The following is a 24,711-nucleotide window of genomic DNA, read 5'->3' as shown; positions in this document are numbered from 1 at the left end:
CGGACAGTTGGAGACAGCTAGTAGTGCCCCAAGGCCCCGCGTGGGCGTCGTTCGGGAAACGAACGACGGCGAGCGGCGTGTGGCGCTCGTGCCGAAGACCGTGACCGCGCTGGTGGGTAAGGGAGTCGACGTGATCGTCGAATCCGGTGCCGGCCTGGGCGCCCTGATTCCGGATTCTCTCTATACCGACGCCGGTGCGACCATCGGTGACGCCTGGTCGACGGACGTTGTTGTCAAGGTCGCGCCGCCTAGCGATGCCGAGGTGGGCAAGCTGTCCAAGGGACAGACGCTGATCGGATTCCTGGCGCCGCGCAATGCCGACAACAAGATCGGTGCGCTGAAGGCTGCCGGTGTGCAGGCCTTTGCCGTCGAGGCGATTCCGCGTATTTCTCGTGCGCAGGTGATGGACGCGCTGTCCTCGCAGGGCAATGTCTCCGGATACAAGGCCGTGCTGTTGGCCGCGTCCGAATCCACCCGGTTCTTCCCGATGCTGACCACCGCGGCGGGCACCGTGAAGCCCGCGACCGTGCTGATCCTCGGTGTCGGCGTCGCAGGCCTGCAGGCACTCGCGACAGCGAAACGCCTCGGCGGTCGTCCTACCGGATACGACGTGCGACCCGAGGTCGCCGACCAGGTTCGCTCGGTGGGTGCGCAGTGGCTCGATCTGGGTATCGACGCGGCCGGTGAGGGTGGCTACGCCCGCGAGCTCACCGAGGACGAGCGCGCCCAGCAGCAGAAGGCGCTCGAAGACGCGATCAAGGGTTTCGACGTCGTGATCACCACGGCGCTCGTACCCGGCCGTCCCGCACCGCGTTTGGTGACGGCCGCGGCCGTCGAAGGCATGAAGCCGGGCAGCGTGATCGTCGACCTGGCGGGCGAGACCGGCGGCAACTGCGAGCTCACCGAGCCCGGTCAGACCGTCGTCAAGCACGACGTGACCATCTGCTCGCCGCTCAACCTTCCGGCAACCATGCCCGAGCACGCGTCCGAGTTGTATGCAAAGAACATCTCCGCGCTGCTCGAGCTGATGTTGGTCGAGGGTGACGGGGCGAGCGGAGCGACGGGGAATGTGACTGTGGAACCCGACTTCACCGATCAGGTGCTTGCCGATTCCTGCGTGACACGTGAGCGAGAGGCGAACTGATGTACACCGAACTGCTCGCGAACATCGCGATCCTGGTGCTGTCCGGGTTCGTCGGGTTCGCCGTGATCTCCAAGGTGCCCAACACCCTGCACACCCCACTGATGTCCGGCACCAACGCGATCCACGGCATCGTCGTGCTCGGCGCGTTGGTGACGCTGGGCAGGATGGATCACCCGTCGGTGCTGATCCAGATCATCTTGTTCGTCGCATTGGTGTTCGGAACGCTGAACGTGATCGGTGGCTTCGTCGTCACCGACCGGATGCTGGGCATGTTCAAGTCGAAGCCGGCTGACAAGGCAGTGGTCGAGTCGAAGAAGGATGCTGCCTGATGAACAACCTGATCACGGTTCTCTACATCATCGCGTTCGCGATGTTCATCTACGGCTTGATGGGGCTCACCGGTCCCAAGACAGCTGTGCGCGGTAACCAGATCGCTGCCGTCGGCATGGTGATCGCCGTTGTGGCAACACTGATTTCGATCCGCGACACCAACAATTGGATTCTGATCGTCGCCGGGCTGGTCGTGGGTGTGGCGCTGGGTATTCCGCCGGCACGCCGCACCAAGATGACGGCGATGCCGCAGCTGGTCGCGCTGTTCAACGGCGTCGGCGGCGGCACAGTCGCACTGATCGCCTGGGCCGAGTTCGTCGATACCAACGGCTTTTCGCACTTCAATCACGGCGAGCAGCCGACCGTGCACATCATCATCGGCTCGCTGTTCGCGGCGATCATCGGCTCGATTTCGTTCTGGGGTTCGCTGATCGCGTTCGGCAAGCTGCAGGAGATCCTGCCCGGCTCGCCGATCACGCTGGGTAAGCTGCAGCAGCCGGTCAACGCGCTGCTGCTGATCGGTGCAATCGCCGCGTCGGTGGTCATCGGCATCAGCGCGTCCGGTGACGGTGCGTCGCAGTTGTGGATCATCGGTGTGCTGGTGCTCGCCGGTGTGCTCGGCCTCATGGTGGTGCTGCCGATCGGTGGCGCAGATATGCCTGTTGTCATTTCGCTGCTGAACGCGTTGACCGGATTATCCGCTGCCGCAGCAGGTCTCGCGCTGAACAACCAGGCGATGATCGTGGCGGGCATGATCGTCGGTGCGTCGGGCACCATCCTCACCAACCTCATGGCCAAGGCGATGAACCGGTCGATTCCGGCGATCGTGGCCGGTGGGTTCGGCGGTGCGGGCGTTGCCGCGGTCGCCGGTGACGGTGAGGCCAAGACCGCGAAATCCACCAATGCCGCTGACGCCGCTATCCAGATGGCGTACGCCAATCAGGTGATCGTTGTGCCGGGTTACGGCATGGCGGTCGCGCAGGCGCAGCACGCGGTCAAGGAGATGGCGTCGATGCTCGAGGGCAAGGGCGTCGAGGTCAAGTACGCGATCCACCCGGTCGCCGGTCGCATGCCCGGTCACATGAACGTGCTGCTGGCCGAGGCCGAAGTGCCGTACGACGCGCTCAAGGAAATGGACGACATCAACGGCGAATTCGGCCGCACCGATGTGGTGCTGGTGATCGGCGCCAACGACGTCACCAACCCCGCCGCGCGCAACGATCCGAGCTCACCGATCCACGGCATGCCGATTCTCAATGTCGATCAGGCCAAGTCGGTGATCGTGCTCAAGCGCTCGATGAACTCCGGCTTCGCGGGCATCGAGAACCCGCTGTTCTATGCCGACACCACCTCGATGCTCTTCGGCGATGCCAAGAAATCTGTGGCAGCAGTGACCGAGGAACTGAAAGCGCTGTAATTTTCGCCGAGTGCATAGAAACGGTCGCTCTTTGCGCTGCTCGAGCCACCGTTTCTATGCACTCGACGCGAAGAAAGGTATCCACAGCTGACTGTTTCCCCAGGTCGCGTCGGCTAGCTCCGGTCGCTGGTCGCGCATGCTGACTGCGTGCGAACCGAACTCTGCAGATACCGCAACAGCCAGCGCGGCGTATTAACCCGGGAGCAAGCGCTGACGGAGTACAGCGTTGCCGAGCTCCGCAGTCGGGTTTCCCGTGGTGAATGGGCCCGGGTTTCACGGGGTCTACCGAGAGTCAACTACACCGCATTCGGTGCCGCTGGCTCTCGAAGCTGCACGTCTGTCGCTGAGCGCCTAGGTGGCGGCGTGCAGACACACCGCGGCTCAGCTACACGGATTCGCTGTACTCGACGACCCCCGAACCCACGTGTTGTGCACGGCGCCGCGTACGTCACGCAGTTCGGGGCTGGTCGTGCACCGAGATGCTGTCGGGAACCTGACCACCGTCCGGGGTCTACCGACGACGGATGCGGCGCGCACCGCAATCGAGTTGGCGCGTCTCTACGGTCGGCTCGACGCACTGGCCGTGGTGGACAGCGCATTACGTCGTGGCGTCGCTCGCCGGATGCTGGATGCCGAACTGGCTCGGCAGGTTGGAAACCGCGGCATTCGACAAGCAACCGAGCTGGTTCCGATAGCGAATCCGCTTGCCGAATTGCCGATGGAGTCGCGTACTCGCTTGCGGTGTATCGATGCAGGTCTACCGACGCCGGATCTGCAGGTCGTGGTGCGGGTGAGCGGAATGGATCGCCGTCTCGACCTCGGTTGGGAACGGTGGAAGGTCGGCCTCGAATACGAGAGCAGGGAGTTGCACTCGAGCGAACTGGCGGTCAGCCGAGACAACAGGCGTCACAACTGGCTGACCGATCATGGCTGGCAAATGTTCTACGCGACGTCGGACCAGGTTTACAGCGATCCTGAGAAGTTCACGGAGCCGATCAGGCGTGCACTGGAGCAGCACTCGATGGGCGGACCACCCCGGCGGCCGCGCAGGTGATGAGCACTGCTGCCAGCGGTACCGCCATTGCGGCATTGAGGGGGATCAGCTTGGTCAGCCAGCCGATCACAGCTGGTCCGGCGAGCAGGCCGAGGTAGCCCATGCTGAACACCCTCGACATGTTCGCGCCCGCGGCACCAGTCCCGAGATTGCCTGCGGCGGTGAAAATCTGGGGGATACAGCCGGAGAGGCCAAGGCCGAACAGCGCCCAGCCGAACAGCGTCAGCGGCACCCAACCGGACACCACGACGATCGCCATGCCGACCGCGGCCACGATCGTTCCATAGCGGACGATCGCTACCGGCCCTAATGCCCCTGCGATTCGATCGGCGCCGAAACGGCCGATCGTCATCATCACCGAGAACGCACCGAACGCCAGTGCCGCCGTCGCATCGGTGGCGCTGAGGTGCTCCTTGATCTGCAGGGTGCTCCAATCGTTGGCGACGCCTTCGGAGAGCAGCATGGCGAAGGCGATCAGACCGAGCGCCAATGCCTTTCGCGACATTCGCGTACGACCCTGTGCAGGCTTGGCAGTGTGCAGATGCGGAAGCAAACCGATGCAGCACACGCCTACGACCACCAGGCCGAGTAACGCAGCCAACGCCAGCGACAAGTGCAGGTTCCAGTCGGCACGCAGCGTTGCGGCGCCGATCAGCGATCCGACGAGCCCGCCGCACGAGTACAGGGCATGGAATGCCGACATGATCGGTCGTCGATAGAGTCGCTCGACCTCCACCGCCTGCGAGTTCATCGCCACATCCAGCGCACCGTTGAAGAAGCCGAACAGCCCCAACGCAATTCCCAACTCGTCGGCGTCGTGCACCAGGCCGGGACCGAGTACCGCAGCAGACAGGCCGAGCGCTGCAACCCCAGTGAGCAGCCGACTGCCGAATCGGTCGGCGAGGGGCCCGGCGATCCGCATTCCGATCAGTGCGCCCGCAGCGAGCACCAGCAGTAGGCCGCCGAGCGTCGCGTTCGAGACCCCGGTTCGTTGGGTGATCGACGGAATGTGGACCACCCACATGGCGAACAAGAAGCCGTTGAGCCCGAATATCCCGAACACGCTCGCCCGCGCACGACGCGGGGACAGTTGGATAGGCACGAGCATTCAATGTACCGGTTGCGCAAAATGCACGGGCGAGAGCGTCGAAGGATGGCATACTGCCTCGCATGACGACGTTGGACGCCACAGATGCGCGATTGCTACTGCAGCTCGAAAGCAACCCACGCGCGACGGGCGTCGAACTCGCACAGCGATTGGGCCTGTCCCGCAACACCGTGCAAGCGCGGCTGTCCCGCTGGGATGCGGCCGGGGTGCTCGGCTCGTTCGACCGGCGAGTCGATCCTCGGGCGCTGGGCTATCCGCTGTCAGCCTTCGTTGCGATCGTCGTCGATCAGCATCAACTGGACTCCGCGGTGGATGCGTTGGCGGGCATCGCCGAAGTGGTCGAGGTGCACGGCATGACCGGACTCACGGATCTGCAGGCGAAGGTGGTCGCAACCGACGCCGACGACCTGTATCGCATCGCAGGCCAGATCCTCCGCATACCTGGTGTGGAACGCACGAATATGGCGTTGGTGATGCGCGAACTCGTCGGACCTCGGATGACGCCGCTGCTGGAAAGGCTCGCCGACGAACGGCGCTAGAGCGTGGTCGAGACGACCACGAGCGTCAGGAAACTGAGGATCGTCAATGCGAACGGTGCCAGCGCGGGCATGCGCATGTCCGGATTTCCGTAGTCGCCGTGTCTGACGTGGAAGACGACGGCTCCGCCGAACAACAGAAGTAGGAGAGCGGCCGCGACAACTCCCGCGGGTCGCCAGAACAGTCCTGCCATCAAACCGACGACACCGATCAGCTCGCCGGATCCTATGGCGCGCACCTGATTTGCGCTTATTCCTCGGCTGCGCATGAATGCCCACGTCAAACCTTGCAACTGCACTTTCGGGACGCCGGACACCATCGCCGCAACCGCAAGCGCTACCGAGCAGACAACAGCGGCGACATCCATGACTGAATTCCTATCATCGGCTGTCCGTGCCGAGTGCGCCCTTGGCCGAATCGAGACGTCTAGCATCGTCTGGTGGACATCTCAGGCAAAGTAGCGATAGTCACCGGAGGCGGAGCAGGAATCGGGGAGGCCATTGCCCGCCGGATCGTGAGCGGTGGTGGCAAGGTTCTCGTCGCGGATCTCAACTCCGACGGGGCCGAACGGGTGGCCGCCGACATCAACGAGGAACATCCTGGCACCGCGCTGGCAGTGGCCGGCGATGTCGCCGACGAAGCTGTGCTCGCGGACCTGATCGCCCGAGCCGAGCGCGAATTGGGGCCTGTAGACATCTTTTTCGCCAATGCCGGAATTCCGGGTGGCCTGGGTTTGGACAGCACCGAGGAGCAATGGTCCAAGGCGCTGGGCGTCAACGTGATGGCGCACGTCCGCGCGGCGAGACTCTTGGTGCCCGGCTGGATCGAGCGGGGCAGTGGCTACTTCGTGTCGACGGCGTCGGCAGCTGGTCTGCTGACCCAGCTCGGGTCGGTGCCGTACGCGGTCACCAAGCACGCGGCAGTTGGATTCGCGGAGTGGCTCTCGGTGACCTACGGCGATCGCGGCATCGGAGTGAGCTGCCTGTGTCCCATGGGGGTCAAGACCGAATTGCTCGACACCGGATTCGAAATCGGTGACGGCGACGCCGTTCTGGCTGCCCGTGCGGTGACCTCCGCGGGAACGGTATTGCAGCCTGCCGAGGTGGCCGAACGGGTGGTCGAAGCTATCGCCGACGGCCGGTTCCTGATTCTTCCACACCCGCAGGTTCTCGACATGTATCGACAGAAGGGCGCCGACTACGACCGCTGGATCGGCGGAATGCGAAGGTACCAAGCAGGTTTGCTGGCGCAGGGGGAGAACTGATGGGGTCGGCGGGAATCGACGAATCGGCTGTCGAGGCCTGGGTTGCCGACCTCGGGATCGGTGCGACGGGACCGCTGACGTTCAAACGCATCGGCAACGGCCAGTCGAATCTGACCAACCTGATCACCGATGCGGGCGGTGCCAAGTGGGTGCTCCGTCGCCCGCCGCTCGGCACGTTGCTCGCATCCGCGCACGACGTGGTTCGCGAGCACCGAATACTCTCCGCGCTGCAGGGTTCCGCGGTGCCAGTGCCGAAAGTGCTAGGGCTGACCGAAGATCCCGCGATCACCGACGCGCCGCTGATGTTGATGAGCTTCGTGGACGGAACGGTGGTCGATGACGTCTCCGTCGCCGAGACGCTTTCCGTCGAACGCCGTGCTGCGATCGGTGCATCGCTGACTCGGACGTTGGGTCGCATCCATGCAGTCGACCTGGAAAGTGCGGGGCTGGACGATCTTGCGAGCCACAAGCCGTACGCGGAACGTCAGTTGCGCCGGTGGAGCGGCCAGTGGGAGAAGTCCAAGACCCGTGAGGTTCCCGCCGTCGAACAGCTGGCCACCAGGCTGCACGCCGCGATCCCGGAGCAGCACGAGCTCACGTTGGTGCACGGCGACTTCCACATGAGCAACGTGATCACGTCGAACGACGACGGTCAGGTGGTGGCGGTGGTGGATTGGGAGCTGTGCACGCTCGGCGATCCGCTTGCGGACATCGGTGCGCTGCTGGCCTATTGGCCGGAGCAGGGTGAGAACTACATCGGCCAGTTCATGTCGTCGACGTTGCCGGGGTTTCCCAGCCGCGCGGAACTGGCGGCCGCGTACTTCGCCGAAACCGGTCGCGATGCAGCGGCATTGGGGTTCTGGCACACGCTGGCATTGTGGAAGGTGGGGATCATCGCCGAAGGTGTGCTGCGTCGGCTGACCAACGATCCGCGCAACGCGGCGGCCGTCGGTCCGACGGCGGAGCTGGTGGACGACATCATCGAGCGTGCCGTCATCAGCGCGGACCAGTACCAGCTTTAGTCTTCACCGCGATTGACGACCAGCGAGGTTGCCGCGGTGCGGATCTCGTCGGGGATCGGCACCGGCTTGCGGGTGTCACGATCGACGTAGACGTGGACGAAGCGGCCTGTCGCGGCAAGTTCCAGGCGGTCGGACTGCTCCCGAAAGATGGCCAGGGCGTAGACGATGCTCCGATTGCCGAGGCGCACCACCGACAACCCGACCTGCAGCTGCTCGGGGAAGCTGAGCTCGCTGACGAATGTGCACGAGGTCTCGGCGACGATGCCGATAGCGGACAGCTCACGAATATCGGTGCCTGTTGCGTCCATCAACCATGCGTTGACCGCCGTGTCGAAGTACGCGTAATAGGTGACGTTGTTGACATGGCCGTAGTGATCGTTGTCCGCCCACCGAGTTGGAACTCGCCACAGGACGGGATAGTCGACGGGTCGCTCCGATGCAGTCACGCCACGACAGTATCGGTCAGCGGCTGCGGGAGGTGAGCACCCATCGGACGGCGAGTCCGACGAGGAGCGCCCAGAATGCCGATCCGATACCCAAGAAGCTGATTCCCGACGCTGCGATCAAGAACGTCGTCACCGCTGCCTCGCGCTGCGTGTCCGACTTCAGCGCACCGGCGAGTGCCGAGCCCAGCGTGGCCAGTAGGGCAAGGCCCGCAACGGTTTCGACCACTCCCTCGGGAGCCGCTGTCACCAACGCGACCAACGCTGCCGAGCACAGGGCCAACACCAGGTAGGTGCAGCCGGCGGTGAACGCCGCGGTCCACCGCTTGTCCTTGTCGGGATGCGCCTCGGGTGCAGCCGCAAGCGCGGCACTGATGGCGGCGAGGTTGATCGTGTAGCCGCCGGCCGGCGCGCCGATGACGGTGCCGACTCCGGTCACCGACATCGCTGCGCGCCAAGGAATTCGGTAGCCGAACGACGCCATCACGGCTGTGCCGGGAATGTTCTGCGACGCCATCGTCACGATGTAGAGCGGGATCGCGATTCCGACCAGCGCCTGCCACGTCCAATGCGGCGCGACCACCGAAACGACGGGCACCAGGTCACCGGGATCGATCGTCCGGTTGTTCACGATCAAGCTGACGACGATCGCGACGGCGGCCACTCCGAACGCGGCGGGAACGGCCCACCGTTTCGCGAACCGCAGCAGCACAAGCCAGACCAGCACCACCGGGATGACCGCAGCGGGTGACACCTTGACGGCGTGCACGGGTGCCAGACACAACGGAAGCAGCACGCCCGCGAGCATTGCTTGTGCCAACTCGGTGGGAATCGACGCGATCAGCCGCCCCAACCGGTCCCACAGACCGGTGAGGACGATCAGCAGTCCCACCGTGACGAATGCACCGACGGCTGCAGGCCAGCCGCCGACCACCACCCCGGTTCCGGCGAGCAATGCGGCGCCGGGTGTCGACCACGCCAACGTGATCGGAATCCGAAAACGCCAGGTGAGCAGCAGAATGCCGATGCCCTGAGCCACGCACACCGCCAACAGCCCGGACGCAGCTTGCGTCGGAGTGGCGCCGACCGCCCGCAATCCGGTGAGGACGACGGCAAACGAACTGGTGAAGCCGACAAGCGCGGTGATCACGCCCGCGCCGATCGGATGTGCCAGCCCGACGCGTGTCGGCTCGGGATTCGGCGTCATGTCAGGACATGCTGCCGGACAGCTCCTGGCCCGGCATTATGGGGTGGTGACGGACATCGAAGTGGTCCTGGGCGATATCACCACCGTGGCAGTCGACGCGATCGTCAACGCGGCGAATTCAGGGTTGCTCGGCGGTGGCGGCGTCGATGGGGCCATCCATCGTGCCGGCGGGCCGGAAATCTTGGCGGCGTGCAGACAGCTGCGTGCGACGAGGCTTCCTGACGGACTTCCCACCGGTGACGCGGTAGCCACCACCGCGGGCACACTTCCCGCCACCTGGGTCATTCATACGGTCGGCCCGGTCTATTCGCGCGACGAGGACCGGTCGGCTCTGCTCCGCTCGGCCTATTCGCGCAGCCTCGCCGTTGCCGATGAGCTAGGAGCGCGCACAGTGGCGTTTCCGCTGGTCTCGGCGGGTGTGTACGGCTGGCCCGCCGACGACGCAGTCCATCAGGCCGTCACCGCCGTCCGGTCGTCCGACACGAAGGTGACCACTGTGACCTTCGTGGCGTTCAGTGAGCGAATGGCGGACCTGCTGCGAACAGAATTGAGCGCGTCATGACAGATCCGGTGTTGATCCGCGCCGATGCGGTGGCAGCTCACCCCTCGGTGGTGCTCGACGTTCGATGGGCACTCGGCGCTCCGAACGGCCGACAGGACTACCTCGATGGACACATCCCCGGAGCAGTGTTCGTCGATCTGGAAACCGAGTTGGCTGCTCCGCCGAGCACAGCATCCGGTCGACACCCGCTGCCGTCGTTGCCTGACCTGCAAGCCGCCGCGCGTCGTTGGGGAATCGGCGACGGCGACGCCGTTGTCGTCTACGACGGCACGGGTGGCATGGCCGCTGCGCGCGCGTGGTGGTTGTTGCGGTGGGGTGGCGTCGCCGACGTTCGTATCCTGGACGGTGGATTGCAGGCGTGGCTGGCGACAGGTGGGGAGCCGGAGGTCGGTTCGCACGAAACCGCGCCTGGCACTGTGACTCTGGCCGGCGACTCGATGCCGACCATCGACATCGATACGGCGGCCGGCTGGCCTGCCTGTGGCGTACTTCTCGACGCGAGAGCGGGCGAGCGCTACCGCGGCGAGACGGAGCCGGTAGATCCGCGTGCCGGGCACATACCCGGCGCGATCAGTGCGCCGACGGCCGAGAACCTGGACAGTTCAGGACATTTCAAGTCGGCGGAGGTGCTGAAGGCGCGGTTCGATGCACTCGGAAATGATGTTCCGGTTGCCGTCTACTGCGGCTCCGGAGTCACCGCCGCGCACGAGATTGCGGCGTTGGCCGTCGCGGGTATCGAAGCGTCGCTGTATCCGGGTTCATGGTCGCAGTGGTCGAACGACGACACCCGACCGGTCGGACTGGAGCCCGTCGAAGATCTCTAGACGGCCCGCGAATACTCCGATGCACGGTCGATCTGCTCCGCCGACGGTCGGACACCCGTGTAGAGCTCGAACTGCTCAGCCGCTTGCAGCGCAATCACTTCCGCGCCTGTGATCACCGTCTTGCCCTGCTCCGTGGCTGCGCGGACAAGCGGCGTGTTCGGCGGTTTCGCGACTACGTCGAAGACGGTCTGTGCTGCGTTCACGGCGGTGTCGGTGAACGGCGAGCGGTCTGCGTCGGCACCGTCCATCCCGATCGGCGTCGCGTTGAGCAGCAAGTCGGGTGTGGTGTCGAGCGTCGGAACCCAGCGGAATCCGTACTTCGCGGCCAGTGCGCTTCCGGCAGCTTCATTGCGTGCGACGACGGTGCCGTCGGTGAAGCCGGCATCCCGCAGCGCGGCAGCAACAGCTTTGGCCATCCCGCCGCTACCGGCGAGCGCGAACGACTGGTCCGTGGAAACGGCCTTGTCCCGCAACAGATTTGCGACCGACTGGTAGTCGGTGTTGTACGCGTGCAGCACACCGTCCTCGTTGACGATGGTGTTGACCGAGTCGATGGCCGACGCCGAATCGTGCATCACGTCCACCAACGCGATCACGTCTTCCTTGTACGGCATGGAGATGGCGCAACCGCGGATGCCCAGTCCGCGCAGCCCGCCGATCGCTGCGGTGAGGTCGGTGGTGGTGAACGCCTTGTAGACGTAGTTCAGGCAAAGCTCGTTGTAGAGATAGTTGTGGAACCGCGTGCCGATGTTGCTCGGCCGTGCTGCCAGCGAGATGCACAGTGTCGTGTCTTTGTCGATGCTCCGCGCGTGGTCCATGCCTTCAACCTAGCCGTTGATCGTCGCCGCAGGTGCTCGCGATTCGCGAGAGCACCTCGCGGTCCGCGACACTGATCGGCAATCGGTATTGCGCAGCGACTGTCAGATATTTGCCCGCGTAGTAACAGTGGTGGGCAGCGTCGGGCGGTAGCCATTGTGCGGGCGTGTCGTCGCCCTTCGACAGGTTGGTGGGACCGTCGACGGCGAGGAGGTTGAAGTCGACGTCGTTGGCGAATCGCATGCGACGCTCGAGCGGCCACGCCCAGGCGCCCATGTCCCAAGCCGCCGCGAGCGGGTAGACGTGATCGATCTGCACGGCTTTCGCATCGCTTTTCGAGAACCCGATCACCCTGCCCGAGTAGGGATCTGCCAATGATCCGCTGACGACCACACAGTTGCGGGTTCCCGCCTTGAACTGCACGCTGGTGAGCTGAACGGCCAGGACGTTGTTGCGGGTGTCACAGCCGTCGTGGCTGAATGCGGCATCGGTGTCGTCGCTCCACGCGGGCCCGAACACACAGGCCTGGCCTGCCTTGCACCCTCGGACGTAGCCGGCGACATGCGTTCGCGTGGGTACGACCGTGGCCGCGGCGACGAGGGCGTTCAGCGCCGCCCGCGTCGGACTGCCCGGGGCGGGCGCGGGAACAGGTCGCACCAGCAGCGCGCATCCTGCCGACGCGAGCAGCGCCACCGACAGCATTCCGACCAACGCTGCCCGCACCATCGTCATCAACGCTCTCCCCTCCACAGCGAGCAGTGTGCCTGCCGGTACCGACACGGCGGTCGTACGCTGGATTTCATGACGCTGACCTTCGGCCCCGGACCCTTCGCCAAGCCGTCGAGCGGAACGCTGAACGGCGATCTGTGGTCGGTACTTCCCGACCACGCCGTGTTCACGCACCCGGTCGAGAAACGCATCCGCGCCGAACTGGCAGGCGCGACCGTCGCGGACACCACGTCGGCGGTGCTGTTGCACGAAACCGGTTACCTGCCCGTGTACTACCTGCCGCTTGCCGACATTCGCGCCGAGGCGCTCGAACCCAGTGACACCGTGACCACCTGCCCGTTCAAGGGTCAGGCGCGCTATCACCATCTGCGCGTCGGTGATCGTGTGGTGCCGGATGCGGTGTGGTCGTATCCGGAGCCGATCGCGGGGGTCGAGGTGCTCGCCGAACTGTGCTCGATTCGGACCGACGCCGTCGATCAGTGGTTCGAGGAGGACCAACCCGTTCGAGGCCATCCGCGCGATCCGTTCCACCGCATCGATTGCCTGCCGTCCAGTCGCACGGTGGTCGTCACCGCGGGCGATACCGAATTGGCACGCAGCACACGGCCGGTTGCATTGTTCGAGACCGGCCTGCCCGCACGGTTCTACATTCCGGTCGACGACGTGTCCGCCGAGCTGACCGCGACCGCGACCAGCACGTATTGCCCCTACAAGGGTGAGGCCGACTACGTCGCCGCAGCCGGTATCGACGACGTGGCCTGGCGCTATCAGGCGCCGTTCAGCGAGTCGGCCGCGATCGCAGGCCTGGTGTGCTTCGACCCGGCGAAGGTGACGGTGCGGGTGGATCCGACCTGACACTCGGCCTCCTGATTGGATGGTCGGATGCTGCACGGACTGTGGTCGCCGGGCGCCGGCCTCCTGGTGTGGCGCGACGACGAGTCGGATCGGCTCCCTGACAGTCCGCTGGCCCGTGCGGTCGCGAACGGCAAGTTTCGCCACCGCGCGACTGTGCTGCAACCGTCGTCGGAGACCGAGCAGATTCGCGCTCAGGCATTCACCCCGCTTGCGACGGCAGAGGTCTTGCTCGGCACCGACTGGGACGAGGGCCTGGCGAGCGACCTGATCTACCTCCGCCACGTTGCGCGCGGCCTCGATCGTTGGGTGCGCGCAGGTCGGGTTGTCCCCGAGGTGTACCGCGCCGAAGGGGAGTGGTGGACCAGGTGGCGATTGGTCGGTGGCGAGCGCCAGCGGGCATGGTTGGCAGAGCTCGCGGCCGCGATGCCGCCCGTGCAGCGGCAGCTCGGGCCCGCGTCGCAGATCCTCGCCGACTTCGTCGCCGAGCTCACCGACCCCATCGCCCGCGACCTGATCGGACTCGACGACCACGGTTCGCATCCCCTGATCGAATCGTTGATCGGCGGCGATCCGCTGATCAGGGGTACGCAAGCGCTGGCTCGGTCGTTCGATACGTGGCGGACCAGCCTGACCGTCGACGAACCCGAACTGGTGCTGCGCCTCCTCGAACCCGACGATGACGAGGCCGACCTGCGCGACGACGTGCTGTGGCGCCTCGAAGTATGTCTGCGCCCGGAAGGTGAGGCACCGCAGCCGATTCCGGTACGCAACGCCGATCCGGTGTTGTTGCGCATCGCTGTTCGGAAACTGGGCGAGGCCATCGCCGCCTACCCGAGGCTCCGGGATGTGCCGAGCGATCCGCACAGTCTCGACCTGCTGCTCCCGACGAGCGTGGTCACAGACCTGGTGGTGCACGGTGCCCTGGAGCTGCGGGCCAACGGCATCGGGTTGCTGTTGCCGCGATCCTGGGGAAGCATCGCAGCGCCGTCGTTGCGGCTGAAGGTGGAATCGCCGACGGTGGTGGCAGCGAACACCAGCGTGGTCGGTATGAACGAATTGGTCACCTACAACTGGCAACTCGCGGTCGGCTACACCGTACTGACGGCAGACGAGATGGCCAGGTTGATACACGCGAAGTCGGATCTCGTTCGCCTACGCGGACATTGGGTGCAAGCCGATCATGCTGCACTCGCCAAGGCTGCGAAGTTCGTTGCGGCCCATACCGGCGAGGGCACCCTCAACGATCTGATCGGGCAGTTCGGTGCCGCCGATCCGCCGCCCGTTCCCGTCATGGAGGTCACGGCAACAGGCTGGGCGCAGACGCTGCTCGACGTCGATCGAAAGCCTGCTGAGGTCGCCGTGCCGGCGGGATTGAACGCGGAGCTGCGTCCGTACCAGCGCCGTGGCCTCGACTGGTTGTCGTTCATGAGCACGTTGGGTATCGGTGGCGTGTTGGCCGACGACATGGGGCTCGGCAAAACCGTTCAGCTTCTTGCCCTGCTCGAGCACGAACGGGCAGCGCACCCAACGCTGTTGGTGTGCCCCATGTCCGTGGTGGGGAACTGGCAGCGAGAGGCAAGCCGGTTCACGCCCGACCTGCGGGTGCAGGTCCACCACGGTTCGGGTCGGTTGGCAGGCGAAGAACTCGCTCAGGCCGTCGCGTCCGCCGATCTGGTGATCACGACGTATGCGCTGGTGGCCAAGGACTTCGAGCAGCTGAAGGAGTTGACGTGGGACCGCGTGGTTCTCGACGAGGCGCAGCACGTCAAGAATGCGGGCACCGCGCAGTCCAAGGCTGTGCGATCGGTGCCTGCGCGGCATCGCATTGCGCTCACCGGAACTCCCGTGGAGAACCGTTTGGAAGAACTGCGCGCGATCCTGGATTTCGCGAACCCCAAGATGCTGGGAAGTCCGCAGAGCTTTCGGGCCAAGTTCGCGATTCCGATCGAGCGCGAGCACGACGACAACGCGGCCGCACGGTTGCGCACCATCACGTCACCGTTCGTGTTGCGCCGGGTCAAGACGGATCCGACCGTCATCTCCGATCTGCCGGACAAGTTCGAAATGACCATGCGCGCCAACCTGACCGAGGAACAGGCGGCGCTGTATCGGGCGATCGTGGATGAGATGCTGAAGCAGATCGACAAGTCCGAAGGAATGAGTCGAAAAGGCGCGGTGCTGGCGGCACTGACTCGACTGAAGCAGGTATGCAACCATCCCGCGCATTTTCTCGGCGACGGCAGCAACGTGCTGCGCCGTGGCAAGCATCGGTCGGGGAAACTGGGTCTGGTGGAGGACATCGTCGAGTCGGTCCTCGCCGACGACGAGAAAGCCTTGCTCTTCACCCAGTTTCGCGAGTTCGGTGAAATGGTCACGCCCTACCTGCGGGATCGATTCGACGTCGACGTTCCATTTCTGCACGGCGGAGTGTCCAAGCGCGGTCGCGACTCGATGGTCACGAAATTTCAAGGCGAAGATGGTCCGCCGCTGATGTTGCTGTCGCTGAAGGCGGGCGGCACCGGCTTGAACCTGACGGCTGCCAATCATGTTGTGCACTTGGACCGTTGGTGGAATCCGGCGGTGGAGAACCAAGCCACAGACCGTGCGTTCCGAATCGGACAGCGCAAGGATGTCCAGGTTCGCAAGCTGATCTGCGTCGGGACGGTCGAAGAGCGCATCGACGAGATGCTGGCCAGCAAGCAGGAATTGGCCGATCTGGCCGTCGGCAGCGGTGAGAGCTGGGTGACGGAGCTCAGTACGGATCAGCTGCGCGACCTGCTGAGCCTTGGCGCAGATGCGGTGGGCGAATGAGTCCGTTCCGCGATTTCAGTGAGTACGGTCCACGCCGCCGGGTGGAGGGCGGCGTCGAAGCGCGCAGCAGAAGGGGAGCTTTCGGCACCACCTGGTGGGGGCGAGCCCTGATCGACGCCGTCGAAAATCTTGCTGACGCGGGTCGGCTGTCGCGCGGTCGTACCTATGCGCGCGCAGGCCAGGTGATCGCGTTTCGGGTCGGTACCGGAGCCGTCACCGCCGAAGTGCAAGGCAGCCAACCACAACCGTTCGAGTCGACGTTCTTTCTGCGCGCGCTGGACGAGGATGCGGTAGCCGAGCTCATCGCGCAAGTACGCGCAACGCCGGGCATGCTGGCCGAGATCGTGTCGGGCTCGTTGCCTGCGACCTTGGGTCCGCTGCTGCTACCTACCAGCGCGGGGGAACTCGATTTCGATTGCACCTGCCCCGATTCGGGCTGGCCGTGCAAGCACGTCGCGGCCGTCGCGTACCTGACTGCCGAACACCTCGACAAGTATCCGCTCGACATCTTGGCCATCCGCGGCGTCGAGCTGGACAACCTCATCAGCGGTGTCGAGAACGAAAAGTCGATAGTCGATGACGACGATCTCTACGGTGATCGGACGGTGCTTCCCGCGCTGCCCATCGTTCCGCAGCGGCCTGCGATCGAGGACCTGGACCCGGCCCTGCTGCGCAAGGCGATGCGCCAGCTCGCCGCCGATGAACGCGCTGTTGGAGCCGGTATTCGGGAGCTGGAGGGACTGTACGGGCGACTACGTCGTTCGTGAGTCCGTCTGGTCCCCATGGGGTCGGAAAGGCGCACCGGGGTTTACTTACATGGACATCCAACTATAGGATGGGCACACATAGTTGGCCGTCGTTCTTCGGACCTGCGCGGCCATTCATCGAGTGGGATTGGATTCGATAACGATGGCTCGTGAATTGACGCACTTCGTCGGCGGCAAGAACGTCGCTGGCACCTCCGGCAAGTTCGGTGACGTGTACGACCCGAACACCGGTGTCGTCCAGGCCAAGGTGCCGTTGGCAAGCAAGTCCGAGGTCGAGGCGGTCATCGCGAACGCAGCCGAGGCGCAGCTCGAATGGGCGAAGTGGAATCCGCAGAAGCGCGCCCGCGTGCTGATGAAGTTCGTCGCGCTCGTCAACGACAACGTCGAGGAGCTCGCGGCACTGCTCTCGTCGGAGCACGGCAAGACCGTCCCCGACGCCAAGGGCGATATCCAGCGTGGCATCGAGGTCATCGAGTTCGCCATCGGAATCCCGCACTTGCTCAAGGGCGAGTACACGGAGAGCGCCGGAACGGGCATCGACGTCTACTCCATGCGCCAGCCCCTCGGCGTCGTCGCAGGCATCACGCCGTTCAACTTCCCGGCCATGATCCCGCTCTGGAAGGCGGGCCCCGCGTTGGCCTGTGGCAACGCCTTCATCCTCAAGCCGTCCGAGCGTGACCCGTCGGTGCCGCTGCGCCTTGCCGAGCTGTTCCTCGAGGCCGGCCTGCCCGCCGGTGTCTTCAACGTGGTCAACGGTGACAAGGAAGCCGTCGACGCGCTGCTGCATGATCCCCGCGTCAAGGCGGTCGGCTTCGTCGGCTCCACGCCGATCGCGCAGTACATCTACGAGACCGCGACCGCCAACGGAAAGCGCGCACAGTGCTTCGGCGGTGCCAAGAACCACGCGATCGTCATGCCGGATGCCGACCTGGACGACACTGCGGATCAGCTCATCGGTGCAGGCTACGGCTCTGCCGGTCAGCGTTGCATGGCGATCTCCGTCGCCGTTCCGGTCGGCAAGGACACCGCCGACCGGTTGGTGGCCAAGCTGACCGAGCGCGTGCACAAGCTCAACGTGGGCAAGTCGGACGAGAAGGGTGTGGACTTCGGCCCACTCGTCAGCGCCGAAGCCGTCAAGCGTGTCAACGACTACGTGCAGATCGCGATCGACGAAGGCGCCACGGTGGTTGTCGACGGCCGCGCCCAGAAGATCGATGGTGGCGACGAAGGCTTCTTCACGGGCGCGACGCTGCTCGACGACGTCACGAAGGACATGAAGGTCTACAAGGAAGAGATCTTCGGACCTGTTCTGCAGATCGTCCGTGCGCACGATTTCGAAGAGGCACTCGCACTCCCGACCGATCACGAATACGGCAACGGTGTCGCGATCTTCACTCGTGACGGCGACACAGCTCGCGACTTCGCGACCCGTGTTCAGGTCGGCATGGTCGGCATCAACGTGCCGATTCCGGTCCCGATCGCCTACCACACCTTCGGTGGCTGGAAGGCGTCCGGATTCGGCGACCTCAACCAGCACGGACCGGATTCGATTCGGTTCTACACCAAGACCAAGACGGTCACACAGCGCTGGCCCGGTGGCGGCATCAAAGAAAACGCTGATCACTTCGTGATCCCGACGATGGACTGACATGTTCACCTTGACCGACGACGAACGGGCGATTGTCGAAACCGCCCGCGACTTCGCCGACGAGTATCTCGAGCCCAACGCGGTGGAGTGGGACCAGTCCAAGCATTTCCCGGTCGACGTGCTGCGTAAGGCAGGCGCGCTGGGCATGGGCGGGATCTACATCTCCGAGGACGTCGGCGGGTCGGGCCTCACCAGGCTCGACGCCGTCCGCATCTTCGAGCAGCTGGCTACCGGTTGCCCGACGATCTCTGCATACGTGTCGATTCACAACATGGTCTGCTGGATGATCGACAAGTTCGGTAACGACGAGCAGCGCCACAAGTGGCTGCCGCAGCTGACGTCCATGGAGCATCTGGGTAGCTACTGCCTCACCGAGCCCGGCGCCGGATCCGACGCGGCGGCTTTGAGTACCAAGGCCGTTCGCGACGGGGACGATTACATCCTCAACGGGGTCAAGCAGTTCATCTCCGGGGCAGGCACGTCCGATGTGTACGTCGTCATGGCACGCACTGGCGATGTCGGTCCGAGAGGGATCTCCGCGATCATCGTTCCGAAGGACACCGAGGGTCTGTCGTTCGGCGCGAACGAGAAGAAGATGGGCTGGAATGCACAGCCCACTCGTCAGGTGATCATGGAGGACGTGCGCGTTCCCGTTGCAAACCTGGTCGGCGAGGAAGGCAACGGATTCCGAATTGCCATGTCCGGCTTGAACGGTGGTCGCATCAACATCGCCGCGGCCTCCCTCGGTGGAGCGCAGGCCGCGCTGGACAAGGCCGTTGCGTACTTGGCCGAGCGCAAGGCCTTCGGCAATCGACTGCTCGACAATCAGGCGCTCCAGTTCCAGCTCGCCGACATGCGGACGGAGTTGGAAGCGGCGCGCTCGATTCTGTGGCGCGCGGCAGGGGCACTGGAGGACGGCGCACCCGACATGGTCGAACTGTGTGCCATGGCAAAGCGTTTCGGCACGGACACCGGTTTCGATGTCGCGAACAAGGCTCTGCAACTGCACGGTGGATACGGCTACTTGTCCGAGTACGGTGTCGAGAAGATTGTCCGCGACTTGCGGGTGCATCAAATTCTCGAGGGCACCAACGAAATCATGCGGGTGGTGATCGCGCGCTCCGTGGTCGGAGCTGCGTGAGCACCGCACGCCGAACTTGCAAAGGTGGACATGTCCGAACCTGAAGTCCTGATCGACAAGAACGACGGACTGGGCACCATCACACTCAACCGGCCGAAGGCCATCAACGCTCTCAATCACCCCATGGTGCAGGCGATTACGCCTGCATTGCGGGAGTGGGCCGTCGACGACGACGTCAATGCGGTCGTCGTCACCGGCTCGGGTGAACGTGGATTGTGCGCCGGCGGTGACATCGTGTCGATCTACCACGATGCTTCCGGTCGAGCGGAGCGAGGGGGAAATGACGCAGTCGGGGCATCGGGGAGCGCGGAGTTCTGGCGCGAGGAGTACATCCTCAACGCGCTGATCGCGCGCTTCCCGAAGCCGTATGTAGCGATCATGGACGGCATCGTCATGGGTGGCGGTGTGGGCATTTCCGCGCACGGCAGCGTCCGCATCGTCACCGAGCGATCGAAGATCGGAATGCCCGAAGTGGGCATCGGTTTCGTCCCCGACGTCGGTGGCACCTACCTACTCGCGCGCACACCAGGGGAGTTGGGAACGCACGTTGCGCTGACCACGACCCAGATGCGTGCCGGTGACGCAATCGCCTGCGGCTTCGCCGACCACTACGTCCCGACGTCTGAATTGCCCGCCTTCCTGGACCACGTTCGGACGGCGGGCGCACAAGCCGCCGTCGACAAGTTCGCGCAGGCCGCCCCGGACTCGGATCTGCTTGCTCAGCGATCCTGGATCGACGAGTGCTATTCCGCCGACACCGTGGAGGAAATCGTCTCGCGGTTGCAGGCGCACAGCGCACCGGAGGCCAACGCCGCGGCAGAGCAGATCCTGAGCAAGTCGCCGGTCTCGGTGAAGGTGGCCTTGCTGTCGCTTCGCCGCGCTCGTGACGCAGAGAGCATCGAAGAGGTTCTCGACGACGAGTATCGAGTGTCGTTGGCCTGCCTCAAATCCCATGATCTGGTCGAGGGAATTCGCGCCCAAGTGATAGACAAAGACCGCAACCCCCGGTGGTCGCCCGCAACGCTCGACGCCGTCAGCGACGAGCAGGTCGAGGCATTCTTCGGGGATCTCGGCGAATCGGAACTCGGGCTCGGTGCGCCCGCAACAGGACTTTCGGAAGGACAGCGATGACGCAACCACAGGACACGACAGTCGCATTCGTGGGACTCGGCCACATGGGCGGTCCGATGGCCGCGAACCTGGTGAAGGCCGGCTACAAGGTGCTCGGCTTCGACCTGGCGCCTGCCGCGCTCGAGCAGGCGGGCAAGGACGGTCTCACCGTCGTGTCGTCCTCCGACGAAGGTGCGTCACAAGCAGACGTCGTCATCACGATGCTGCCAAGCGGCAAGCACGTGATCGATCTGTACAACGGCGGACTGCTCGCCTCGGCCAAGCCCGGAACGTTGTTCATCGACAGTTCGACCATCGACGTCGCGGATGCCAAGACGGCTGCCGACGCGGCAGTGGCAGCAGGCCACCGTCCGGTCGACGCTCCGGTCTCCGGCGGTGTCTCCGGCGCTGCCGCAGGAACTCTTGCGTTCATGGTCGGCGGACCGGCCGAGAACTTCGAGGCGGCCAAGCCGCTGCTCGACGTGATGGGTGCCAAGGTTGTGCACTGCGGTGACGCCGGCGTCGGTCAAGCCGCGAAGATCTGCAACAACATGGTGCTGGGAATCTCGATGATCGCCATCAGCGAGGCCTTCGTCCTCGGTGAGAAGCTCGGTCTGTCGAATCAGGCGTTCTTCGACGTCGCATCGAACGCATCGGGTCAGTGCTGGTCGCTGACCACCTACTGTCCCGTTCCCGGACCGGTCCCCACCAGCCCGGCGAACAACGATTACCAGCCTGGCTTCGCCACTGCCCTGATGAACAAGGATCTCGGTCTCGCGGCAAACGCGTTGCAGGCCAACGGGGTCGACGGTCAGCTCGGACTGCATGCGGCGGAGATCTACACTCGCTTCATGGAAGAAAACGGTGGCAAAGACTTCTCGGCGATCGTGACGGACATTCGCGATCGATCGAACGAGGCAGGCAAATGACGGACTTCGAAACGATTCTGCTGGAGAAGCGTGGCCGCGTCGGCGTCATCACGCTGAACCGGCCGAAGGCGCTCAATGCGCTGAACAGTCAAGTGCTGCAAGAACTTGTCGTTGCGCTCGACGACCTCGAGACCGACGACGGCATCGGCGCAATCCTGATCACCGGTTCGGAGCGTGCCTTCGCGGCCGGCGCCGACATCAAGGAGATGCAGCCGAAGTCGTATATGGACATGTTCATGGCGGACTTCTTCGCAGGCTGGGATCGGCTCGCGTCGGCGCGTAAGCCGACGATCGCTGCTGTGTCCGGCTTCGCCCTCGGCGGTGGCTGCGAACTGGCGATGCTGTGCGACATTCTGCTGGCGTCGGATACGGCGAAGTTCGGTCAACCCGAGATCAAGCTCGGTGTGATTCCGGGAATCGGTGGCTCGCAACGGCTTACCCGTGCCGTCGGCAAGGCCAAGGCGATGGACCTGGTGCTGACCGGACGCAACATGGACGCCGAAGAGGCCGAGCGAGCAGGCTTGGTCGCGCGGGTCATTCCAGCCGACGAGCTTCTCGACGAAGCGTTGAAGACTGCCGAGACGATCGCGTCCATGTCGCTTCCAGTCGCGATGGTGGCGAAGGAAGCGGTGAACCGCTCGTTCGAGACCACGCTGTCGGAGGGCGTGCGGTTCGAGCGTCGGGTCTTCCACTCGTTGTTCGCGACGGAAGATCAGAAGGAAGGCATGGCGGCGTTCGTGGAGAAGCGCGCGCCCGAGTTCAAGAACCGGTAGATCAGGGGAACGACGTGGACGGGATGCCGGCGACCTCGACGGGCGTCGGCGTCGTCTCGCCTGTGCTCGGATCGTTCGAATCCTGATTCGTCAAGATCAATCCAGCTGCCGTTCCTGCGAGCACGCCGGTAACTGCCAACGCCGCCAGCAGCTTTCGACGCGACGTCGGCTTCGCCACCGGCGCCGCTGACCCGATGGCCCGAGCCGCACGAACGACGCGAGCGGGCCGATCTCCTGCGAGTAGCAGTGCGCCACGGGCAGATACGGATTCCGGTTGTTCCTCGGTGATCACCGGAATGTTCAAGCTCCGCTCGAGCCAATTCTGGATGAACGGACTACGCGCGCAACCGCCGAGCAACACGATTGCCTCGGGTTTGCTTCCGGTCTCGTCGACCAACTGGCGAATGAACGAGGCAGAGTGATGAATTCCCGCGGTCTCCATGTCGGCAAGGTCGGTACGTGTCAGCACGATTCGATTGCCGGTGGCTGCGTCCTCGGCCGTCACGACACGTTGGGCAGTCAGCTCTTCCTTGTAGCGACGGCTGGTCGCGAGATCGGCGGCGATGCTGGCGTGTGCCAGGCGTCGCTGCAGCATGCCGTCGCATTCGTCGCCGCCCAGGATCGCGCTTCGTCGACTGCGTAGGGCGACTCCCGTTTCGCAGTCGCTCAAGGTGAGGGTGAGACCGGAGCTGCCGAGGTCGTACAGAATGACCGTTCCGGATTTCGGCAGGCGTCCGGTGAACCGGAGGTAGCGCAGCTGGGCCACGGGCTCCCAGACCAGGCGAACCGGAGCAAGTCGCGAAGCGTCGATTGCATCGCGAATGGCGTCTGCCTGCGCTTCTGTGCGGTACGAGACGGCGGCTGCCGTAATCAGCTCACCGCGCTGCCGAGCTGCGGTTTCCATCGCGCGAATCGATCTGCACACCGGCTCGCCGACATCGGCTCCCGGTCGCCTGACCTGCACGCATTGGTCGATCGGATCTTGGTGGGCCTGGTCGGAATGTGCCAGGATCGCGCGGGCGCCACTCGCGCCTGCGGACACCCCTAACACCAAGACCATGCGATCAATCTTGGACCCTACGGCGTCAGAATCCAAGACGTAGATGATCTTGTTACTTAGTCCACTTGCCGGGGGAGTCGCCGGTGTCGAAGTCGCCGGCCTCGTGGCGCAGCTCCGCGAGAATGCGAACCAAGGCGTCGATCTTCGTCCCGTCCAGGTCCGGAAGGGTAAATACGGTGGCGTTCAACTGCTTTGTGGCATCGAGCGCCAATGCTCTTCCGGCGTCGGTGATTTCGATCAGCGTCGCGCGCCTGTCGCTGGGATGCGGGACGCGTTTCACCAGGCTCGCGGCTTCGAGACGATCTACGGCATTGGTCACGCTGGTCGGGTGAACCTGAAGCCGTGCACTGGCTTTCGCCATCGGCAATGCGCCGCTGCGGCTGAAGCTGAGCAGCGTCAGCAGTTCGTAGCGAGCGAACGTCAGCCCGGTCGGCTTGAGCACCTCGTCCACGCGAGCCATCATGATCTGCTGCGCACGCATCAGCGACGTCACCGCGGCCATGCCGTCGGCAACTGCACCCCAGCCGTGATCGATCCACTGGCGGTGCGCCTCCTCGATGGGGTCGAGGGGGAGCGGCGGTGGCAACGGCATCGTTCGATCTTCGCATGTCGAGCCGGTCAGAACGGTCAGGCGGCGTCGACAAAGATCACTTCCATTCGTCGCCCGATCGGGATGTAGATCTCGCCGTCGAACGGCGTCGGCAAGGGTGGTGCTGTCGATCGGTACTCGTGGCCGGTCGGTGTGGTGAATCTGTAGCTGTGCAGCTGGCCATTCTCCGCGGATTCGGGCTGCGCACGCCACCCTTCGCCCTGTTTGGCATGGTTGCACGCTTCGCACAACCCGGCTCCGTTGTTCGCGTCCGTCGGTCCGCCGGCCTGATGCTCGACGATGTGATCACGATGCCGGATCGGTGCATCACACCACGGGGTTCGGCAGAACCGGTCGCGAATATCGATCAGCCGTGCCAATCCGGTCGGGAAGCAACGCGATGTGGATTCCATTGCGGTCAGCGCGCCGGTGCTTGGCTTGGCGTAGACCTAATCGTTTAGTAGGGATGGGTGGCCGGTCGACTGGCCGGGATTTGTTCCTTGTGGGTCTGCCGCTCGGTGATGCCTGTGTTGTCCCGTCGTTCGACGGCTTACGAAAGAACGGCGCGCCT

General features: G+C 64.5%; 25 protein-coding genes and 1 pseudogene. 17 read left to right on the top strand and 9 right to left on the bottom strand.

All coding sequences use genetic code 11. The annotated features are described in order from the left end of the window. Nucleotides 1-7 precede the first annotated feature (7 nt). From FOY51_RS12030 to FOY51_RS12015, 4 genes are all read left to right on the top strand, one after another. Nucleotides 8-1,144: an NAD(P) transhydrogenase subunit alpha gene (locus FOY51_RS12030; protein ID WP_149430490.1), complete on the top strand. Its 1,137-nt coding sequence runs from the start codon at nt 8-10 to the stop codon at nt 1,142-1,144. Then, a complete protein-coding gene (locus FOY51_RS12025) occupies nt 1,144-1,473 on the top strand; it encodes an NAD(P) transhydrogenase subunit alpha part 2 (RefSeq protein WP_149430489.1) in 330 nt (109 codons plus the stop codon). The genes FOY51_RS12030 and FOY51_RS12025 overlap by 1 nt, the downstream gene beginning before the upstream one ends. Continuing rightward, nucleotides 1,473-2,891 carry an NAD(P)(+) transhydrogenase (Re/Si-specific) subunit beta gene (locus tag FOY51_RS12020; protein ID WP_149430488.1) on the top strand — a complete coding sequence of 473 codons (1,419 nt, stop codon included), beginning with the start codon at nt 1,473-1,475 and terminating at the stop codon, nt 2,889-2,891. Before FOY51_RS12025 ends, FOY51_RS12020 begins: the two co-directional genes overlap by 1 nt. Nucleotides 2,892-3,246: 355 nt before the next feature. Further along, entirely contained in the window at nt 3,247-3,945 is a 699-nt protein-coding gene (locus FOY51_RS12015; protein WP_149430487.1) for a type IV toxin-antitoxin system AbiEi family antitoxin, read from the top strand. On the opposite strand, the gene FOY51_RS12010 is transcribed toward FOY51_RS12015, so the two are convergent. After that, the gene (locus FOY51_RS12010; RefSeq protein ID WP_149430486.1) at nt 3,887-5,053 is read right to left on the bottom strand and encodes an MFS transporter; all 1,167 of its coding nucleotides are present in this window, start codon (nt 5,051-5,053) and stop codon (nt 3,887-3,889) included. The genes FOY51_RS12015 and FOY51_RS12010 overlap by 59 nt on opposite strands. Before the next feature lie 62 nt (nt 5,054-5,115). On the opposite strand from FOY51_RS12010, the gene FOY51_RS12005 reads away from it, so the two are divergent. Next, entirely contained in the window at nt 5,116-5,592 is a 477-nt protein-coding gene (locus FOY51_RS12005) for an Lrp/AsnC family transcriptional regulator (protein WP_149430485.1), read from the top strand. Here the strand turns inward: FOY51_RS12005 and FOY51_RS12000 are convergent. Further along, nucleotides 5,589-5,957, bottom strand: a complete 369-nt coding sequence (locus tag FOY51_RS12000) for a DoxX family protein (protein WP_149430484.1) — start codon at nt 5,955-5,957, stop codon at nt 5,589-5,591. The two genes, FOY51_RS12005 and FOY51_RS12000, sit on opposite strands and share 4 nt — an antisense overlap. 72 nt (nt 5,958-6,029) lie before the next feature. Here FOY51_RS12000 and FOY51_RS11995 point away from each other — a divergent pair, with 72 nt between their 5' ends. Together FOY51_RS11995 and FOY51_RS11990 are read left to right on the top strand one after the other, a co-directional pair. After that, entirely contained in the window at nt 6,030-6,854 is an 825-nt protein-coding gene (locus FOY51_RS11995; protein ID WP_149430483.1) for an SDR family oxidoreductase, read from the top strand. Beyond that, nucleotides 6,854-7,876 carry a phosphotransferase family protein gene (locus FOY51_RS11990; protein ID WP_149430482.1) on the top strand — a complete coding sequence of 341 codons (1,023 nt, stop codon included), beginning with the start codon at nt 6,854-6,856 and terminating at the stop codon, nt 7,874-7,876. Before FOY51_RS11995 ends, FOY51_RS11990 begins: the two co-directional genes overlap by 1 nt. On the opposite strand, the gene FOY51_RS11985 is transcribed toward FOY51_RS11990, so the two are convergent. Both FOY51_RS11985 and FOY51_RS11980 read right to left on the bottom strand, forming a co-directional pair. Then, complete coding sequence (locus FOY51_RS11985; protein ID WP_149430481.1) at nt 7,873-8,322, bottom strand: acyl-CoA thioesterase; 450 nt, start codon at nt 8,320-8,322, stop codon at nt 7,873-7,875. The two genes, FOY51_RS11990 and FOY51_RS11985, sit on opposite strands and share 4 nt — an antisense overlap. A gap of 16 nt (nt 8,323-8,338) precedes the next feature. After that, the gene (locus FOY51_RS11980; protein WP_149430480.1) at nt 8,339-9,526 is read right to left on the bottom strand and encodes a benzoate/H(+) symporter BenE family transporter; all 1,188 of its coding nucleotides are present in this window, start codon (nt 9,524-9,526) and stop codon (nt 8,339-8,341) included. 46 nt (nt 9,527-9,572) lie between these two features. Between FOY51_RS11980 and FOY51_RS11975 the strand changes: the two genes are divergently transcribed. Both FOY51_RS11975 and FOY51_RS11970 read left to right on the top strand, forming a co-directional pair. Further along, nucleotides 9,573-10,088, top strand: coding sequence for an O-acetyl-ADP-ribose deacetylase (locus FOY51_RS11975; protein WP_149430479.1), 516 nt, complete (start codon nt 9,573-9,575; stop codon nt 10,086-10,088). After that, the gene (locus FOY51_RS11970; RefSeq protein ID WP_149430478.1) at nt 10,085-10,912 is read left to right on the top strand and encodes a sulfurtransferase; all 828 of its coding nucleotides are present in this window, start codon (nt 10,085-10,087) and stop codon (nt 10,910-10,912) included. The genes FOY51_RS11975 and FOY51_RS11970 overlap by 4 nt, the downstream gene beginning before the upstream one ends. Here the strand turns inward: FOY51_RS11970 and FOY51_RS11965 are convergent. Both FOY51_RS11965 and FOY51_RS11960 read right to left on the bottom strand, forming a co-directional pair. After that, nucleotides 10,909-11,730: a shikimate 5-dehydrogenase gene (locus tag FOY51_RS11965; protein WP_149430477.1), complete on the bottom strand. Its 822-nt coding sequence runs from the start codon at nt 11,728-11,730 to the stop codon at nt 10,909-10,911. The two genes, FOY51_RS11970 and FOY51_RS11965, sit on opposite strands and share 4 nt — an antisense overlap. A 4-nt stretch (nt 11,731-11,734) precedes the next feature. After that, on the bottom strand, nt 11,735-12,460 hold the full coding sequence (locus tag FOY51_RS11960) for an HNH endonuclease family protein (RefSeq protein ID WP_371830444.1): 726 nt from the start codon (nt 12,458-12,460) through the stop codon (nt 11,735-11,737). Between the two features lie 69 nt (nt 12,461-12,529). On the opposite strand from FOY51_RS11960, the gene FOY51_RS11955 reads away from it, so the two are divergent. The 8 genes from FOY51_RS11955 (at nt 12,530) to FOY51_RS11920 (ending at nt 22,491) form a co-directional block, all read left to right on the top strand. Continuing rightward, nucleotides 12,530-13,312 carry a DUF427 domain-containing protein gene (locus FOY51_RS11955; RefSeq protein ID WP_149430476.1) on the top strand — a complete coding sequence of 261 codons (783 nt, stop codon included), beginning with the start codon at nt 12,530-12,532 and terminating at the stop codon, nt 13,310-13,312. A 27-nt stretch (nt 13,313-13,339) separates the two neighbouring features. Further along, the gene (locus tag FOY51_RS11950; RefSeq protein ID WP_149430475.1) at nt 13,340-16,123 is read left to right on the top strand and encodes a DEAD/DEAH box helicase; all 2,784 of its coding nucleotides are present in this window, start codon (nt 13,340-13,342) and stop codon (nt 16,121-16,123) included. Next, nucleotides 16,120-16,890 (top strand): SWIM zinc finger family protein, encoded by a 771-nt coding sequence (locus FOY51_RS11945; RefSeq protein WP_149430474.1) that lies wholly within the window; start codon nt 16,120-16,122, stop codon nt 16,888-16,890. Before FOY51_RS11950 ends, FOY51_RS11945 begins: the two co-directional genes overlap by 4 nt. A 142-nt stretch (nt 16,891-17,032) precedes the next feature. Next, complete coding sequence (locus FOY51_RS11940; protein ID WP_149430473.1) at nt 17,033-18,538, top strand: CoA-acylating methylmalonate-semialdehyde dehydrogenase; 1,506 nt, start codon at nt 17,033-17,035, stop codon at nt 18,536-18,538. 1 nt (nt 18,539) lies between these two features. Then, nucleotides 18,540-19,679 (top strand): isobutyryl-CoA dehydrogenase, encoded by a 1,140-nt coding sequence (locus FOY51_RS11935; RefSeq protein ID WP_149430472.1) that lies wholly within the window; start codon nt 18,540-18,542, stop codon nt 19,677-19,679. A 30-nt stretch (nt 19,680-19,709) separates the two neighbouring features. After that, complete coding sequence (locus FOY51_RS11930) at nt 19,710-20,810, top strand: enoyl-CoA hydratase/isomerase family protein (RefSeq protein WP_149430471.1); 1,101 nt, start codon at nt 19,710-19,712, stop codon at nt 20,808-20,810. Beyond that, on the top strand, nt 20,735-21,718 hold the full coding sequence (mmsB, locus tag FOY51_RS11925; protein WP_235916308.1) for a 3-hydroxyisobutyrate dehydrogenase: 984 nt from the start codon (nt 20,735-20,737) through the stop codon (nt 21,716-21,718). Before FOY51_RS11930 ends, mmsB begins: the two co-directional genes overlap by 76 nt. Further along, nucleotides 21,715-22,491: an enoyl-CoA hydratase gene (locus tag FOY51_RS11920; RefSeq protein WP_149430469.1), complete on the top strand. Its 777-nt coding sequence runs from the start codon at nt 21,715-21,717 to the stop codon at nt 22,489-22,491. Before mmsB ends, FOY51_RS11920 begins: the two co-directional genes overlap by 4 nt. A 1-nt stretch (nt 22,492) precedes the next feature. Here FOY51_RS11920 and FOY51_RS11915 read toward each other — a convergent pair whose 3' ends face one another. The 3 genes and pseudogenes from FOY51_RS11915 to FOY51_RS11905 form a co-directional block, all read right to left on the bottom strand. Next, nucleotides 22,493-23,551 carry an Hsp70 family protein gene (locus FOY51_RS11915; protein WP_149430468.1) on the bottom strand — a complete coding sequence of 353 codons (1,059 nt, stop codon included), beginning with the start codon at nt 23,549-23,551 and terminating at the stop codon, nt 22,493-22,495. A 52-nt stretch (nt 23,552-23,603) separates the two neighbouring features. Further along, the gene (locus tag FOY51_RS11910; RefSeq protein WP_149430467.1) at nt 23,604-24,143 is read right to left on the bottom strand and encodes a MarR family winged helix-turn-helix transcriptional regulator; all 540 of its coding nucleotides are present in this window, start codon (nt 24,141-24,143) and stop codon (nt 23,604-23,606) included. A 35-nt stretch (nt 24,144-24,178) separates the two neighbouring features. Next, nucleotides 24,179-24,589: pseudogene (locus FOY51_RS11905) on the bottom strand (HNH endonuclease); the annotation flags it as partial. Nucleotides 24,590-24,711: the final 122 nt, after the last annotated feature.

Source organism: Antrihabitans cavernicola, assembly GCF_008297975.1.
Taxonomy (GTDB): Bacteria; Actinomycetota; Actinomycetes; order Mycobacteriales; family Mycobacteriaceae; genus Antrihabitans; species Antrihabitans cavernicola.
The sequence above is the reverse complement of the archived record's forward strand: the minus strand, read 5'-3'. Positions and strand labels throughout refer to the sequence as shown.